Source organism: Enterobacter sp. BNK-13, from assembly GCF_048685015.1.
Taxonomy (GTDB): Bacteria; Pseudomonadota; Gammaproteobacteria; order Enterobacterales; family Enterobacteriaceae; genus Enterobacter; species Enterobacter quasiroggenkampii.
Genome location: NZ_JBLQTP010000001.1, coordinates 1,783,724 through 1,796,706, shown reverse-complemented (window position 1 = coordinate 1,796,706; position 12,983 = coordinate 1,783,724). Strand labels below are relative to the sequence as shown.

Here is a 12,983-nt window from a genome sequence, read left to right as displayed (position 1 = left end):
ACCGGTGAGTGTTCTTTCCTATAGTCAGCCTCATAGCTCTGACAAAATGCAACACAAATGCAACAATGCGAAAACGTTGACGGTGCAGTGAGAGAAACGATGGCGTGTGCAAGCGAGCAGGAACAGTATCAGCAGTGGCTGGCGCAAATTAATCAGGTTTGCGGGCGTTTTAACGCGCAGCCCACCGAGGGAAAATTCTACGGCGAGCTGGAGACCAGCTATGCGCGCAGCCTGAAGCTCAGCACCGTCACCGCCGGCGGCGTCAACCTGTTCCGCTCCCGTCAGGAGATCAAACAGAGTAACGATGCCTGGTTCTATACCGTGTTCCAGCTCGAAGGGAGTGCGGAAATTGAGCAGGATGACCGTCGCGCGATACTCAGAACCGGTGATATTACGCTGATTGACGCCTCGCGCCCCTGCTCGATCAACTGGCAGGAAAAATCCCGCCAGATTTCGCTCCTGGTTCCCCGTCAGATTATTGAGCAGCAGTGCCGCTTTCAGGAGATAAGCTGCGCCACCGCCCTTTCCCGCACGCTGCCCACGGTACAGTTGAGCCATCGCCTGTTGATGGAGAGTATGAGCAATACCAGCCTGAGTGACCGGGAGAGCGAAGCGGCGCTCGAAGCGATGATCTGCCTGCTGCGCCCCGCTTTCCAGCAGCGCGAAATCATTCAGCCGCGTAAGGAACGCCAGTTCCAGCATGTGGTGGCGCTGATTGACGACCACATTCAGTCTGAATCGCTGCGCCCGGAATGGATTGCCGCCGAGAGCGGTATGTCCGTGCGTAGCCTTTACCGCATGTTTGCCGAGAAGGGGCTGGTGGTTGCACAGTACATTAAAAACCGCCGCCTGGATCGCTGCGCGGAGGTGCTGCGCGCTGCCGGTGATGACGAAAAGCTGGCGGGCATTGGCTACAGCTGGGGCTTCACCGACCATAGCCATTTTTCAACAGCGTTTAAGCAGCGCTTTGGCGTTTCGCCGGGTGAATACCGCAAGCGCTACCGCTAGCTATTTTTTGAGCCACTTTCCGTTAATGCCCTTCACGTACTCGCCCGGCTGCGCGCGGGCAACCAGTTTCTGCCCTGCCATTTTGGCCACTTCATCGACCGGCAAATTATTGCTGTCAGCCAGTTTCTGGTAGCTTTCCGTGCGCGCCGCGTTAATGCGATTAACCAGCGCCAGCGTTTCGGCGTCCTGTTGAATCGGGGCAAGATAACCGCTGAGGGTTTCCCCCACGCGCCCCTGTGCCCGGGCGTCGTTTAGGGTGAGCGTAGCCGCCTGCACGTTCATCCCCAGCGCCAGTAAAATCAGAGCTACTCGTTTCATGGCGTCCTCAGAACAGATCGCTGCGCGATTTCAGCAGGGTTTCAACGTCTTTATCGACCTTAATGTGGATCTCATGTTCGATTTTGACATTCATATTGATGGTAATCGGCTCCTTTGGCGCAGCGACTTCAATGCGCGGCGTACAGCCGGACAGTAGCACGGCAACGGCAACGGTGAGCGCACCAGCCATCTTTTTCATTGTTGTTCCTCACTTTCCTTGCCAGTCGAACTGCGGAGACCGGGTATCGCCGCGTGTTGCTCAAACCAGGTTTGCAGATTGTCTCCAAAACGCAGGCTGCGCCAGAGGGTAAAGACATTCTCGTCATGGGTATAGTTCAGGTTGACGGAGCTGCTCTTGCCATCGACCCGGCTGGTCCCCTTGATGGTCGCCTGCATGGTTAATTCACCCAGGTTATCTAAATTGATTCTCGTCCACGAACGCGAAATTTCCATATAGCGGAGCCAGTTAATCGCGGCACCCGCGACCATATTGTCTTTGACGATGGCGTCGGCCGTATCTTTGTCGATGCGCAGCGTCATAGGCCCCGGGTTAGTCAGCCAGCCATCCTTAATGATCCATTTTTCGTTGTCCAGCCAGAACGGCAGCGCCCCGCTGACCGGCCCCGACATGGCAAACTGTTTTGGATTGACGGCGCTAATCAGCTCGCTCGAAGAGATATTGTCTACCCGCAGCAGGGCCGGATCGTGCTGCGGCATCCGCAGCTGCTGCATGGTGATCTTCCCGCCGAGGGTTTCCACCTTCACGTTGGTGAGCAGCAGCGGATTGTCCTCCGTCCAGGGATAATCGCCCTGTAAATCCGCGGTAATGTTGCGCGCGGTCACCAGGTTTACCACTTCGCCAATGCGCAACGTGACCGGTCCGCGCGTGCCCAGAGACCAGGTTCCCTCGCTGAAGCGGAACGGCAGCACAAAATCGACGCCGTTTATCTGGTTGTCCGGCATCCAGGCGCTGCCGGATTTCAGCACCCCGTGACCACCCGCTTCAAAGCCCTGCTCGGCCGCCGCCGAGAAGGCAACCTGCGCATAAAGCTCACCGTCGCGCAGCGTCATTTTCCAGTCCGGCGGGATAAGCGGCTGGAATACGGTGAGGGACTGTTTCGGCCACCAGGCCTGCCCGCGCAGGCGCACGCCATCCCACCTTCCGTTGACCTGTACCGGGCCGATGTTGTCCGCATGGAGGTCGCCCTTAAACTGAAAAATTGTCGGGTCGGTGCCGTCGACGCTGAAGGTCAGGACCGATGGCGGCAACACGCTGCCGCCGGAGAACCGCGTTTGCCCGGCCTTCAGCGACAGCGCACCGCTGAAGGCCGGTTTTTCGGCATCGCGCAACCAGCGTACAGGCTGTTCCAGCACCAGACGCGGCTTGCTGACCTCCATCGTGCCGTACTGGAGCTTGTCAAAACCGGTGGAGAGCGCCGTCAGCTCAATAAGGTTGTCGCGCCACTCGCCCTTCCCGGCGACATCCCAGCGGGCATGCATCGGCGTAAAGCCGCCCTTCCCCCAGTATCGCCACTGCCACAGGCCGTTATCAGGTAAAAAGTCGTTGGCCTGACCGTCCAGGTGGAATTCAAAATCGCCCATCTCGTTTTCATGAGCGCGTAAAATCGCCTGTAAACGACCGTCCACGCCCTTCTGGGTGAGCTTCACGCCCGCCAGTGGCCAGCGGATTTCATCGATATCGAGTGAGTTAATGATGCGTCCTCGCGAGCGGAGCAGCGCGCCCGGCTCAAAGGCCAGCTGCGGTTCATACAGGCTGCCGGTCAGCGTGGCGGGCAATTTGGCGTAAAGAATGAGATCGTTTTGCTTCGCCTCGCCGCTCAGATGCAGCGGCATGTCGCTGTTTTCCATGCTGAGCCTGCCGGGCCCGATATTCAGTACCGCGTTGCCTTTCCCCGCATCGCCTTGCGTCAACACGTTCAGTCGTCCGGTCAGCGTGGCTTTCTCCAGCCCCTGCTGCCAGTTGTCGGCGCGAAGGGACACCCGCCCGCTCAGCGGCATACCCGAGAGATCCCAGTTCCAGCGTCCGTCGCTGATGTTGAGCTGTTCCGCCGTGATCTGCCACGGCAGGTCGAGAAGCGGATCGGGGTTGTCTCTCGCCATCACCACCAGCTGTCCCTGATTGTCTTCCCAGTCGAGATCGGCATCGACCAGAGACGTTAACTGTGGCACGTTAAAGGTCGCCACCGCGTGGCCTTTCACCGGCACGCCGTCCGGCACCAGCGGCAGGGTAAACTCGCCCACCAGCTTAACAGGCTGCGGCTGGTCAGGGAGCTGAACATCGAACTGGCTGACCGAGAGCGTCTGACCGCGAAGCGTGCCTTTAATGCTGACCTGCTCGCCTTTATAGGCGATCTCCTGGCTGGACGGGGTCAGGGACGCGTGAAGCTCACCCTGCCACTGCTGCCAGGGCGACAGCGTCAGGCGGTGAACCGTAAGCCAGGTATTGGGCAATACCGCCTGCCATTCCGCCAGCGTTTTCGGGGCGACCGTTGAAGGCGCTGACTGGGGAATTTTGCTCAGGCAGACGGAGTTAAGATCCAGCGCGCCGATGTCCAGCTTCCAGCGGCTGGGATGTGACAGCGTCACGTTATCGATGCGGGCAATTTCGCAGTCTTCCACCAGATAGCGAAGGTCGGGGATCACCAGCGCGTGGCGAGTCAGTTTCGGGCTCTCTTCGAAAGCGATGCGCGTCCCGACGGGAAGCCAGATCCCAGCGAGCGTCGGCACCCACTGGGCGAGCGTCATCAGCAGCGTCAGCGGCAACAGTATGAACAGCAGTAAAAGCGCAAGAGCGGCTTTGTATTTACCCTTCATGGGCAGTTAATATCCTGATTTAGCGAAAGAATTAAGCCGGCAGTGCCGATCATTGTCGCATGTTTAGCCAGTCAGTTGAAGGGAATGCCATTTTTAAGGATAGATGCTCTAGAATAATTGATAGAACTTATTGAATTCAATAATATTTTAGAAATTGTAAGATAATTTTAATCATGCTAACGTGAATGCAAAATCACTGGAGAAAGTCTTATGAAACTCGCGGTATACAGCACAAAGCAGTACGACAAAAAGTATCTGCAACATGTTAACGAGGCTTACGGGTTTGAGCTTGAATTTTTCGACTTTCTGCTGTCCGAAAAAACCGCTAAAACGGCGCACGGCTGTGAAGGCGTCTGCATTTTCGTAAACGATGATGGCAGTCGTCCGGTGCTGGAAGAGTTGAAAAAACAGGGGGTGAAGTACATCGCCCTGCGCTGCGCGGGCTTTAACAACGTGGATCTCGACGCGGCAAAAGAGCTGGGTCTGAAGGTGGTGCGCGTCCCGGCGTACTCCCCGGAAGCGGTGGCGGAACATGCGATTGGCATGATGATGTCGCTCAACCGTCGTATTCACCGTGCTTATCAGCGCACCCGTGACGCCAACTTCTCGCTGGAAGGGCTGACCGGCTTTACCATGTACGGCAAAACCGCTGGCGTGATCGGGACAGGTAAAATTGGCGTGGCTGCCCTGCGCATCCTGAAAGGCTTCGGCATGCGTCTGCTGGCATTCGATCCGTACCCAAGCGCCGCAGCGCTGGATCTGGGCGTGGAGTACGTCGATCTGCCGACGCTGTTCTCGCAGTCCGACGTGATCTCCCTGCACTGCCCGTTGACGCCGGAAAACTACCACCTGCTTAACCAGGCGGCATTTGACCAGATGAAGGATGGCGTGATGATCATCAACACCAGCCGCGGCGGGCTGGTTGACTCCCAGGCCGCTATCGAAGCGCTCAAGACCCAGAAAATTGGCGCGCTGGGGATGGACGTCTATGAGAACGAACGCGACCTGTTCTTTGAAGACAAGTCTAATGATGTCATCCAGGACGACGTGTTCCGTCGCCTCTCTGCCTGCCATAACGTGCTGTTTACCGGACATCAGGCGTTTCTGACTGCCGAAGCGCTGATCAGCATTTCGGAAACCACGCTGGGCAACCTTCAGCAGTTAGAAAAGGGTGAACCGTGCCCTAACGAGCTGGCTTAACTGCTACGCCGGGTGGGGCTAAGCCTCACCCGGCGCGTTTGTTTCCCAGCTCCGGTGCGCAACGCGCCACCAGAGCAGGACGGCAGCCAGCGCAATGGCGCTCAGGACACTGAATGCCGTCGCAAACGAGTAATGTCCGGCGATCGTCCCGGTTAACGCCGGGCTCATGGATGCCCCTACTCCCTGCATCAACATCACCACACTCTGCCCGGCATTGACGTGCCCGCTTCCACGCAGCAGCACCACAATAAACGACGGCACGACGACTCCCAGGATCCCGGCGGCCAGGCCGTCGAGAATTTGTACCGGGATCATCATTAACGGCGCGTCCGTGGATGCCGCCAGCGCCGCGCGCACCGGCATAACCAGCAGCGCCAGCATAATCAAGCGCCAGTAACCATAGTGTTCGATCCGGCGCGAGGCCCATATGGCGACGGGGATCATCACGGCCTGAGAGATGATGACGGTACCGGCCGCATACAAACCGGGGTTGATCGCGGCAGGTGCAGCGGCAACCCTCATACTTAGCATCGGCAGCAGCGCGGCGTTCGCCAGGTGGAACAGCAGCAGCGTCAGTCCGGTCACAAACAGCGCCCGGTTTTTCATCAGCACGGCAAAACCGGGGACCGGCAGGCTCGCTGAAGAGGACAGCCCGCGCGCCGCGTCGTTATCGATATCGCTGTTGCGAATGGCAAGCAGCGCACACAGCGTTAGCAGCGTGGTGCTGGTCATCAGCAGGAAAATCCCGCCCACGCCCCAGTACCACGCAATGCCACCCGCAATCAGCGCGGTGACAAAATTTCCGCCGTGATTGAAAGCCTCGTTTCTGCCCATCTGCGCGCTGAAGCCGCTCTGCCCGGTCAACCCCAGCGTAATCCCGGCGATCAACGGCCCGACAAATGCCGCACAGAGACCGGTGACGATTTGCGACACGGCGACAACGCCGCTCTGCTGGCTAAACCAGAGCAGAAGCGTGCTTAGTGTGATCAGAATGCACAGCAGCGCGAGTACAGCACGCTTGTTGCGGGAGGTGTCGGTGATGAACCCCGCCGGCAGCGTGGCCAGTAACCCCGCCAGCCCGCCGGCCGTCATCAGGATGCCAATATCATCAGGGGTCCAGTGGCGTTCGGTCAGAAAAATACCGAGAAAAGGCCCCAGGCCATCGCGGACATCTGCAATGAAAAAACTTGTCAGGCATAGCGCCCGCAGCGAACGAAGAGACATACTTCCTGCCTTGCCTGTTATCGCCTGTAAAAAAGAAAATGTAGTATACCGGGTATTTTTGAAAATCAGATGACGTCTTAAAAAACATGCCTTCCGAACTTAAACAATTCATAACGGACGTTGTTTTTTCACTTTACTCATAATCGGCCCTGACTATACTGGCAATAAATTTTCACAGGAGTCCTTCGTTGGAAAGTTATTTTATCGTCGATACGAAGGTAAGCTGACGCGATTTTCTCGCTGCTTACCTTAAAGGTGGGCAGCAATCCTCTTGACGTGATTGCATCCCAATACATTAAGAACGACCAAATTTTTGGGGCATCGCGATGTTCATGTTTCATCATTCACTCTTTCCACCGCCCTCGCGCTGACATGCTTTGCGTTTTAATGGCGTCATACTGTGCTTTGTGAAGCGCTGACGCTTATCGTTTAATCATGTTAACAGGCGACAGGCTGATGTTCCCTTATATCTCTCATCTGCTCGCAGCGATGCTGCTGGGCGCAATTATCGGCGCGGAAAGACAATGGCGCCAGCGTATGGCGGGGCTTCGTACCAATGCACTGGTTGCGACGGGCGCGGCCGTGTTTATTTTAAGTTCCCTCTCGACCTCACCCGATAGCCCGGGGCGCATCGCAGCGCAGATCGTCTCCGGCATAGGTTTTCTTGGCGCAGGCGTTATTATGCGTGAGGGAATGAATATCCGGGGTCTTAATACCGCCGCGACGCTGTGGTGTTCGGCCGGAATTGGCGTACTATGCGGATTAGGTCAATTCTGGAATGCCGGTATGGCCAGCGTGATTATCCTTTGTGCCAACATATTGCTTCGCGAAGCTGCGCAACGGATTAATCAACTGCCCGCGCTCCATGAAGGCGAAAAATGCTATGTCCTTAAAATCACCTGTAATGACGAGCATGAAGATGCGGTGCGGCAGAATATTGTCAACATGGCGAAAGAGTTGACGTTAAGCCTGAAAGCCATTTATTGCGATACGGCGCAAGCAGAAGGTAAAACCGAAATACGGGCCGAGGTGATGACTCGTGAGGAATACCGGAAATTACTCGAGCTAATTATGGGTAATATTGGCGGGAATAAAATTATGGCATCCGTAAGCTGTCACGCAATATGAATACGATACCGGGCATTGCGCCCGGTTGAGGCTTTGCTGTTTTGCAGAAAAGAGCAGTGACACGGAGAGAGTCATAGAGAAGCGCTGATTCTGGCAAGACTTTTCATCATTTTCGTCGTGAGGCTAAGCTGCTCGCTGCCCACAAGTTGGGACAATTCCTGCTTAGCGGATTGCCATACCGGAATAGCCTGTTCAAGCAGACGCCAGCCTTCCCCCGTCAACATGAGTCGTTTTCCTGAACGTCCACGCCCTCCAGTAGAGCCAATAATGCCTCGGGACTCCAGACTACGGATATTTCGACTCAGTGTTGTCGCATCCACCCCAGCTCTGGCGGCGAGTTCCGCAACGGTTTCATTAGGAGAACCCCCGATGCCAACTATCAGACTGAACTGTTCAGCGGTCAGATCAAACGGTCTGAAGCAGGCGTTGTAATAGCGCGTAATAGCCCGAGCAGTAGCGCGCGCCTGAAACGCCGGGCAGACTTCCGGAATGGCCTTCAACAACGTCACATCAATGTTGCTCATCATTTCATCTCGACATTCAATGCTAAAGTTAATAGTGTATATACACTATTAAGCATGTTTGAGGAACGGTTATGCCAGCCTTTGTTCATATCAACTTACGCGTTATTGACCCAGCCAGACAGGCCAGCCTTGCCCCCCGCTTCACGTCAGCATTAGAGGAAGCAGGCGGTAAAATTGTTCATTTTGGTGCTGTCGCACAGGTACTGGAAGGTGATGAAGAGCCGTTACCCTATGCGGGCATTTTTGAATTTCCGACGTTAGATCAGGCCCTTGCCTTCTATCATTCGGAAAAATATGCGCCGATTAAGGCTGAACGCCAGCTCGCCCAGGAAGCAAGAATGTTCATTGTCACGACGGAATGACAGGCAGGTTCAACTGTACCTAAATCACAGAACCGAAATTTGTCCCCGTTATGACAACCTGCTCTCTGTTTTGCTGGAAATAACGGTTTACCCTGAGTTGTGCAAAAAATACTCAGGAGGGACACATGTACAATTCAATTTTGGTTCCCATTGATATCTCCGAGGATAGCCTGACGCACATGGTTATCCCTTTCGTTCAGGCACATACCGCACTTAACACGGCCAAAGTCCACTTTCTTACCGTTATTCCTTCGCTTCCCTATTATTCATCGTTAGGTTTGGCCTACCCCGTAGAAATGCCGAAGATGAAAGAATTTCAGCACGCGGCCCTAGCAAAACTGGATGAAATAGTTAAGCAATTCAAAATTCCTTCAGACAAGATACAGACGCATGCCGTGACGGGGTCTCCGAAGGATCAGATCCTTAAGCTCGCAGATACGATCGGCGCCGACCTGATCATCATTGCCTCCCATAAGCCGGACATCTCGACCTATCTGTTGGGCTCAAACGCTGCGGCAGTGGTTCGGCATGCGAAATGCCCTGTGCTGGTGGTAAGATAAAAAAACCGGGCGTAACGCCCGGTTTTTTAAACCAACACCATGAGCCGCTCCTGACAGATAGCTACTCAGGAATGTGAGCAGGTTCACAATGCCTGACCTGCCTTACCTGTTCACGCAAAGCGCAAATGGCGACTGCAGATTGCCAATCAGCCAGCCATTACCTGCAGGTTCAATCTTCAGCTGGCGAACGGTTCCCTCGGGAACATAAAAGAAGCTGCTTTTAAAACTGTCATCATCAGCTGTATCACGTAGATTTTTAACGTAGCGCGTATCTGTAAGGGCAATCTCACCGGGTCTGTTCACCTCATAGCTAAAGAGAATTGTACGTGAGATGACATGAACGCCTTTGTCTGACTGGATATTCCCCGACAGGACAGCCTGACCCTCGTGGTTTTTATCTAAACGGAAAACAAACTCCAGCGTAGCGATGAAATCAGGTTCATAGTGGTTATAACGTAAAATTGTGGAACAGTTAATACTTAACGCACTCTGTTTATGACGCATGTGAACATAGAACCAGACCGAAAACGCCAGGATGAGGAGTAAAATTACGGCAGGGATCCCTGTTTTCTTATTGATTGCGTTCATAACCACTCCAGTAGTTATTCAGACAGGAGATGTAATTATTATTTTTTTGCGTGCATCGACTGATAAACGCCCTCCCCTTATTGCCGTACAGATAGGACTCTGAAACCTGATAGAGAAAAGATGTGCCTTCCAGACACTGAATATGACTTGAGTTAGCCAGTTCTAAAAAAAGTTCTTTTTTTTGCTCTGACAGGGATGCAGAGTTACTCTGGATTGTATAGACAGGACAGGTGTCGTAGTTAAACAAGAAATGGGGGTTAATCTGTTTTATTTCCATTAAGTCTTTCGACGGAGTTACGAGACCTGGCACAACTAACGTAGCGCTGATTAAAAGCACAATCAGTGCCAGCGTATAATGAAGAGCCCTGTACTTACCCACTAACTCCGTACGGTGGACTAGAGTTATTACCTCCGACTTCTCAATTTCTTTGAGTCGTCCATCAGCAATCGAAGATTCAGTGATATCCCTGACGTCAATATCGCTGTTAAACATAAAGCCGACCCTAGGCACTGTGGTAATACATTCATTGGTAATACCTAACTGGACGAAATGTTTTCTCAGTTCTGAAATGTATTTATTTAATGTGTGATTCGATGAGCGCAAGCCATGAGCATCCCAGACATTATCCAGGAGTTCATTCCGTGTCAGGACTTGACCATGCTTTTCGAGAAGGCATGTTAATAGCCTCTTCATTGTCAGGGTCAGAATGACAGTAGAGCCCTCGTCTCCGGATGGCCATATGGCACCATCTTCAGAGCGATAAAAAACCCTATTATCAATCACAAAAACCATCTCTGACTCCTTATCCATGATGGTAATTGAATGGATCCTCACGTTTATCCAACCTGCGAAAACCCATTAACTTCTTTCTCGCATCTTAGCACAGCCAGACGTGACAACGTCTTCAGCAGACTTATTACTTGTAAATGCAACATCAAACAGAACATAAATTTGTATTTTGATAAATTAGCAATACATGTATCTACACACCATTTTTAGTTGATAGGATTTCTCGCAGAAGTGAATGAGCAGGTTCTTATTCTTCAGGTGCAGCCATCCTACCTACCGCCATTCACAGTTCGGGGAAAGAAGAAAGAAGTGGTACCCCGGGTAGCGAATCCAGTAGATAAGGAGCGACATTATGATAAGCACCAAAATGCTCATTAAGGCAGAACGTTTCTTCATCAAAGCCCGTAGATTGATTAGAGAAAAAATCTTATCAGCGGAACTGACCGGCGCTGAATTTGTTCCCTTCATCCAGCCGGTATGTAAGGGCGATGAAATTGTAGGCGGAGAAGTATTACTTAGAGTTCTTAAAGATGGGATTTACCACTCTCCCGAAAAATACCTCTCTGCAATGGAATCATGCGAGGTGATTAATGATGTCACATGCAGCCTGATGTCTGATGTTAAAACATTTTTTGAAGACTACGAAGGAACGCTACCTGATGATTTTTATCTCTCCTTCAACATCTGTGCGAGACAGTTGAACTCTTCAAGAGTTATTGAAGCAGTTACGGACTTTAAGAAAGTGTTCGACGGACGCATTGCTGTCACACTGGAAATTGTCGAACGTGGAACAATGAACCTGGACGACTTTGCACTCGAGGCTATGCAGCAACTTACTGAGTCAGGTGTGCGATTTGCGATTGATGATTTCGGCAGCGGAAGTTCATGTCTCAAATACATTGAACATGCAGGTTTCTCAACACTCAAGATTGATAAATGCCTCACAATTGCAAGCAATGGATCATTAATCTATTCCGCGGTAATTGATTCCATTGTAGCTCTCGCAGAGCGATTGCAAATTCATGTTATTGCTGAAGGTATAGAAGATAAAGAACAACTATCTCTTTTGAAAGATAAAGGAGTGAGTATTTTTCAAGGTTATCTATTTTCAAAACCTGTAAGCATGCGCGAGTTTTGCTCGCACATATAACACTTTTCAAAAGCGTAAACACAGCAATTCGCAATCAATTATGAAAAAGCACTACTTAAATAACAGTAGTGCATTCCACCTGATCATTACAAATTTAAAATTGCCACCAAGGACAAATTATATATGTCAGCTAACTTCCCAAACCCTCCAGAGCTTCCGTCCTGGACAGGACCGGACGGAATTCTTTATGACTTTAACTATGGCGCGCGCGTTTTGCTTCCGGAAGGAAAATGGCACGTTATTTTAATGGACGACGACAGCGGTAATATTCTTTTCAGCTGTGATTCAGAAGGCGGCTGGGTAACCAGTAATAAAAAATATTACGTCCGCTTCCGCATTCAGGTATTCCACCAGGGATCGATGAGCCCGGTCCTGGATGAAACGCTGGATATGAAGGACAAGCCCGTCGTCATCTTTTTCCCGACGGGGACGCTTGGCGACATGCTTGGCTGGTTCCATTACGCAGAGCGTTTTCGCCAACTGCACCGCTGTCAGCTTGAGTGCGTCATGGGGCAGGAAATCATTGAACTGCTTAGCGCGCAGTACCCAGAGATCACGTTCTCCACAAAGGACGATCTCCAGACGGAAAATCCCTACGCGTCCTGGTATATCGGCCTTTTCTTTAAGGGCGACACCACTCATCAGCCCATCGATTTCAGGAAGGTCGGTTTCCACCGCAATGCCGGCTACATCCTCGGGGTGGATCCGCGTGAGTGCCCTCCCCGCCTGAAGCTGGATGCGGAGCGGAAAATTGCGGAGCCGTACGTCTGTATCGCCGCGCAGTCCACCAACCAGGCGAAGTACTGGAACAACGGCCATGGCTGGGCTGAGGTCGTCGCCCACCTTAAATCTCTGGGATACCGGGTGCTTTGCATTGACCGCCAGGCGCATTACGGCCAGGGCTTTATCTGGAACCACATTCCGCATGGCGCCGAAGACTTTACGGGCGATATCCCGCTCCAGGAGCGGGTGGACCTGTTAAAGCATGCGAGCTTCTTTATTGGTCTGGGCAGCGGGCTGTCATGGCTTGCCTGGGCATCCGGTATCCCGGTGGTGTTAATCAGCGGATTCAGTCTTCCCAACAGTGAATTTTACACCCCCTGGAGGGTGTTCAGCAGCCATGGCTGTAACGGCTGCTGGGATGACACGTCCGTTGATTTTGACCACGTGGATTTTTTGTGGTGTCCGCATCACAAGAACACTCCCCGACAGTACGAGTGCACAAGTCTGATAACCGGTCGTCAGGTTATCGGCATGGTGGACCGTCTGCATTCAGGATTAGTTGATAAGTAAAGG

At 52.7% G+C, this 12,983-nt stretch carries 14 protein-coding genes; 7 read left to right on the top strand and 7 right to left on the bottom strand.

Annotated features, from left to right (window positions below; all coding sequences use genetic code 11):
- Nucleotides 1-99 precede the first annotated feature (99 nt).
- A complete protein-coding gene (feaR, locus tag ACMGGQ_RS08755) occupies nt 100-1,008 on the top strand; it encodes a transcriptional regulator FeaR (protein ID WP_262749959.1) in 909 nt (302 codons plus the stop codon).
- Here feaR and ACMGGQ_RS08750 read toward each other — a convergent pair whose 3' ends face one another.
- From ACMGGQ_RS08750 to ACMGGQ_RS08740, 3 genes are read right to left on the bottom strand one after another with little or no spacing between them, the layout of a single operon-like run.
- On the bottom strand, nt 1,009-1,326 hold the full coding sequence (locus ACMGGQ_RS08750; RefSeq protein ID WP_008502387.1) for a YdbL family protein: 318 nt from the start codon (nt 1,324-1,326) through the stop codon (nt 1,009-1,011).
- Nucleotides 1,327-1,333: 7 nt separating this feature from the next.
- Nucleotides 1,334-1,525, bottom strand: a complete 192-nt coding sequence (locus ACMGGQ_RS08745) for a YnbE family lipoprotein (protein WP_196364644.1) — start codon at nt 1,523-1,525, stop codon at nt 1,334-1,336.
- Nucleotides 1,522-4,161 carry a YdbH family protein gene (locus ACMGGQ_RS08740; RefSeq protein WP_420289871.1) on the bottom strand — a complete coding sequence of 880 codons (2,640 nt, stop codon included), beginning with the start codon at nt 4,159-4,161 and terminating at the stop codon, nt 1,522-1,524. Before ACMGGQ_RS08740 ends, ACMGGQ_RS08745 begins: the two co-directional genes overlap by 4 nt.
- Nucleotides 4,162-4,371: 210 nt before the next feature.
- On the opposite strand from ACMGGQ_RS08740, the gene ACMGGQ_RS08735 reads away from it, so the two are divergent.
- Nucleotides 4,372-5,361 (top strand): 2-hydroxyacid dehydrogenase, encoded by a 990-nt coding sequence (locus ACMGGQ_RS08735; RefSeq protein ID WP_028013015.1) that lies wholly within the window; start codon nt 4,372-4,374, stop codon nt 5,359-5,361.
- 18 nt (nt 5,362-5,379) lie between these two features.
- On the opposite strand, the gene ACMGGQ_RS08730 is transcribed toward ACMGGQ_RS08735, so the two are convergent.
- The gene (locus ACMGGQ_RS08730; protein WP_420289870.1) at nt 5,380-6,585 is read right to left on the bottom strand and encodes an MFS transporter; all 1,206 of its coding nucleotides are present in this window, start codon (nt 6,583-6,585) and stop codon (nt 5,380-5,382) included.
- A gap of 456 nt (nt 6,586-7,041) precedes the next feature.
- Between ACMGGQ_RS08730 and ACMGGQ_RS08725 the strand changes: the two genes are divergently transcribed.
- Nucleotides 7,042-7,713, top strand: coding sequence for an MgtC family protein (locus ACMGGQ_RS08725; RefSeq protein WP_045910420.1), 672 nt, complete (start codon nt 7,042-7,044; stop codon nt 7,711-7,713).
- 71 nt (nt 7,714-7,784) lie between these two features.
- Here ACMGGQ_RS08725 and ACMGGQ_RS08720 read toward each other — a convergent pair whose 3' ends face one another.
- Nucleotides 7,785-8,240 carry a MarR family winged helix-turn-helix transcriptional regulator gene (locus ACMGGQ_RS08720; RefSeq protein ID WP_420289869.1) on the bottom strand — a complete coding sequence of 152 codons (456 nt, stop codon included), beginning with the start codon at nt 8,238-8,240 and terminating at the stop codon, nt 7,785-7,787.
- A 68-nt stretch (nt 8,241-8,308) separates the two neighbouring features.
- Between ACMGGQ_RS08720 and ACMGGQ_RS08715 the strand changes: the two genes are divergently transcribed.
- Together ACMGGQ_RS08715 and uspF are read left to right on the top strand one after the other, a co-directional pair.
- The gene (locus ACMGGQ_RS08715; protein WP_032674687.1) at nt 8,309-8,599 is read left to right on the top strand and encodes a DUF1330 domain-containing protein; all 291 of its coding nucleotides are present in this window, start codon (nt 8,309-8,311) and stop codon (nt 8,597-8,599) included.
- Between the two features lie 125 nt (nt 8,600-8,724).
- Nucleotides 8,725-9,159: a universal stress protein UspF gene (gene uspF / locus ACMGGQ_RS08710; protein WP_048222978.1), complete on the top strand. Its 435-nt coding sequence runs from the start codon at nt 8,725-8,727 to the stop codon at nt 9,157-9,159.
- Nucleotides 9,160-9,261: 102 nt separating this feature from the next.
- Here uspF and ACMGGQ_RS08705 read toward each other — a convergent pair whose 3' ends face one another.
- Nucleotides 9,262-9,747 carry a hypothetical protein gene (locus ACMGGQ_RS08705; RefSeq protein ID WP_420289868.1) on the bottom strand — a complete coding sequence of 162 codons (486 nt, stop codon included), beginning with the start codon at nt 9,745-9,747 and terminating at the stop codon, nt 9,262-9,264.
- Nucleotides 9,731-10,540, bottom strand: a complete 810-nt coding sequence (locus ACMGGQ_RS08700) for a winged helix-turn-helix domain-containing protein (protein WP_420289867.1) — start codon at nt 10,538-10,540, stop codon at nt 9,731-9,733. The genes ACMGGQ_RS08705 and ACMGGQ_RS08700 overlap by 17 nt, the downstream gene beginning before the upstream one ends.
- Nucleotides 10,541-10,889: 349 nt before the next feature.
- Between ACMGGQ_RS08700 and ACMGGQ_RS08695 the strand changes: the two genes are divergently transcribed.
- Both ACMGGQ_RS08695 and ACMGGQ_RS08690 read left to right on the top strand, forming a co-directional pair.
- A complete protein-coding gene (locus ACMGGQ_RS08695) occupies nt 10,890-11,687 on the top strand; it encodes an EAL domain-containing protein (RefSeq protein ID WP_420289866.1) in 798 nt (265 codons plus the stop codon).
- A gap of 123 nt (nt 11,688-11,810) precedes the next feature.
- Nucleotides 11,811-12,980, top strand: a complete 1,170-nt coding sequence (locus tag ACMGGQ_RS08690) for an autotransporter strand-loop-strand O-heptosyltransferase (protein ID WP_420289865.1) — start codon at nt 11,811-11,813, stop codon at nt 12,978-12,980.
- The last annotated feature ends 3 nt before the right edge of the window (nt 12,981-12,983 follow it).

What these genes read in the sequence shown, in the direction of transcription:
- feaR (WP_262749959.1), top strand. Translation starts at nt 100, where the DNA reads ATGGCGTGTGCAAGCGAGCAGGAACAGTATCAGCAGTGGCTGGCGCAA.
- ACMGGQ_RS08750 (WP_008502387.1), bottom strand. Translation starts at nt 1,326, where the DNA reads ATGAAACGAGTAGCTCTGATTTTACTGGCGCTGGGGATGAACGTGCAG.
- ACMGGQ_RS08745 (WP_196364644.1), bottom strand. Translation starts at nt 1,525, where the DNA reads ATGAAAAAGATGGCTGGTGCGCTCACCGTTGCCGTTGCCGTGCTACTG.
- ACMGGQ_RS08740 (WP_420289871.1), bottom strand. Translation starts at nt 4,161, where the DNA reads ATGAAGGGTAAATACAAAGCCGCTCTTGCGCTTTTACTGCTGTTCATA.
- ACMGGQ_RS08735 (WP_028013015.1), top strand. Translation starts at nt 4,372, where the DNA reads ATGAAACTCGCGGTATACAGCACAAAGCAGTACGACAAAAAGTATCTG.
- ACMGGQ_RS08730 (WP_420289870.1), bottom strand. Translation starts at nt 6,585, where the DNA reads ATGTCTCTTCGTTCGCTGCGGGCGCTATGCCTGACAAGTTTTTTCATT.
- ACMGGQ_RS08725 (WP_045910420.1), top strand. Translation starts at nt 7,042, where the DNA reads ATGTTCCCTTATATCTCTCATCTGCTCGCAGCGATGCTGCTGGGCGCA.
- ACMGGQ_RS08720 (WP_420289869.1), bottom strand. Translation starts at nt 8,240, where the DNA reads ATGATGAGCAACATTGATGTGACGTTGTTGAAGGCCATTCCGGAAGTC.
- ACMGGQ_RS08715 (WP_032674687.1), top strand. Translation starts at nt 8,309, where the DNA reads ATGCCAGCCTTTGTTCATATCAACTTACGCGTTATTGACCCAGCCAGA.
- uspF (WP_048222978.1), top strand. Translation starts at nt 8,725, where the DNA reads ATGTACAATTCAATTTTGGTTCCCATTGATATCTCCGAGGATAGCCTG.
- ACMGGQ_RS08705 (WP_420289868.1), bottom strand. Translation starts at nt 9,747, where the DNA reads ATGAACGCAATCAATAAGAAAACAGGGATCCCTGCCGTAATTTTACTC.
- ACMGGQ_RS08700 (WP_420289867.1), bottom strand. Translation starts at nt 10,540, where the DNA reads ATGGTTTTTGTGATTGATAATAGGGTTTTTTATCGCTCTGAAGATGGT.
- ACMGGQ_RS08695 (WP_420289866.1), top strand. Translation starts at nt 10,890, where the DNA reads ATGATAAGCACCAAAATGCTCATTAAGGCAGAACGTTTCTTCATCAAA.
- ACMGGQ_RS08690 (WP_420289865.1), top strand. Translation starts at nt 11,811, where the DNA reads ATGTCAGCTAACTTCCCAAACCCTCCAGAGCTTCCGTCCTGGACAGGA.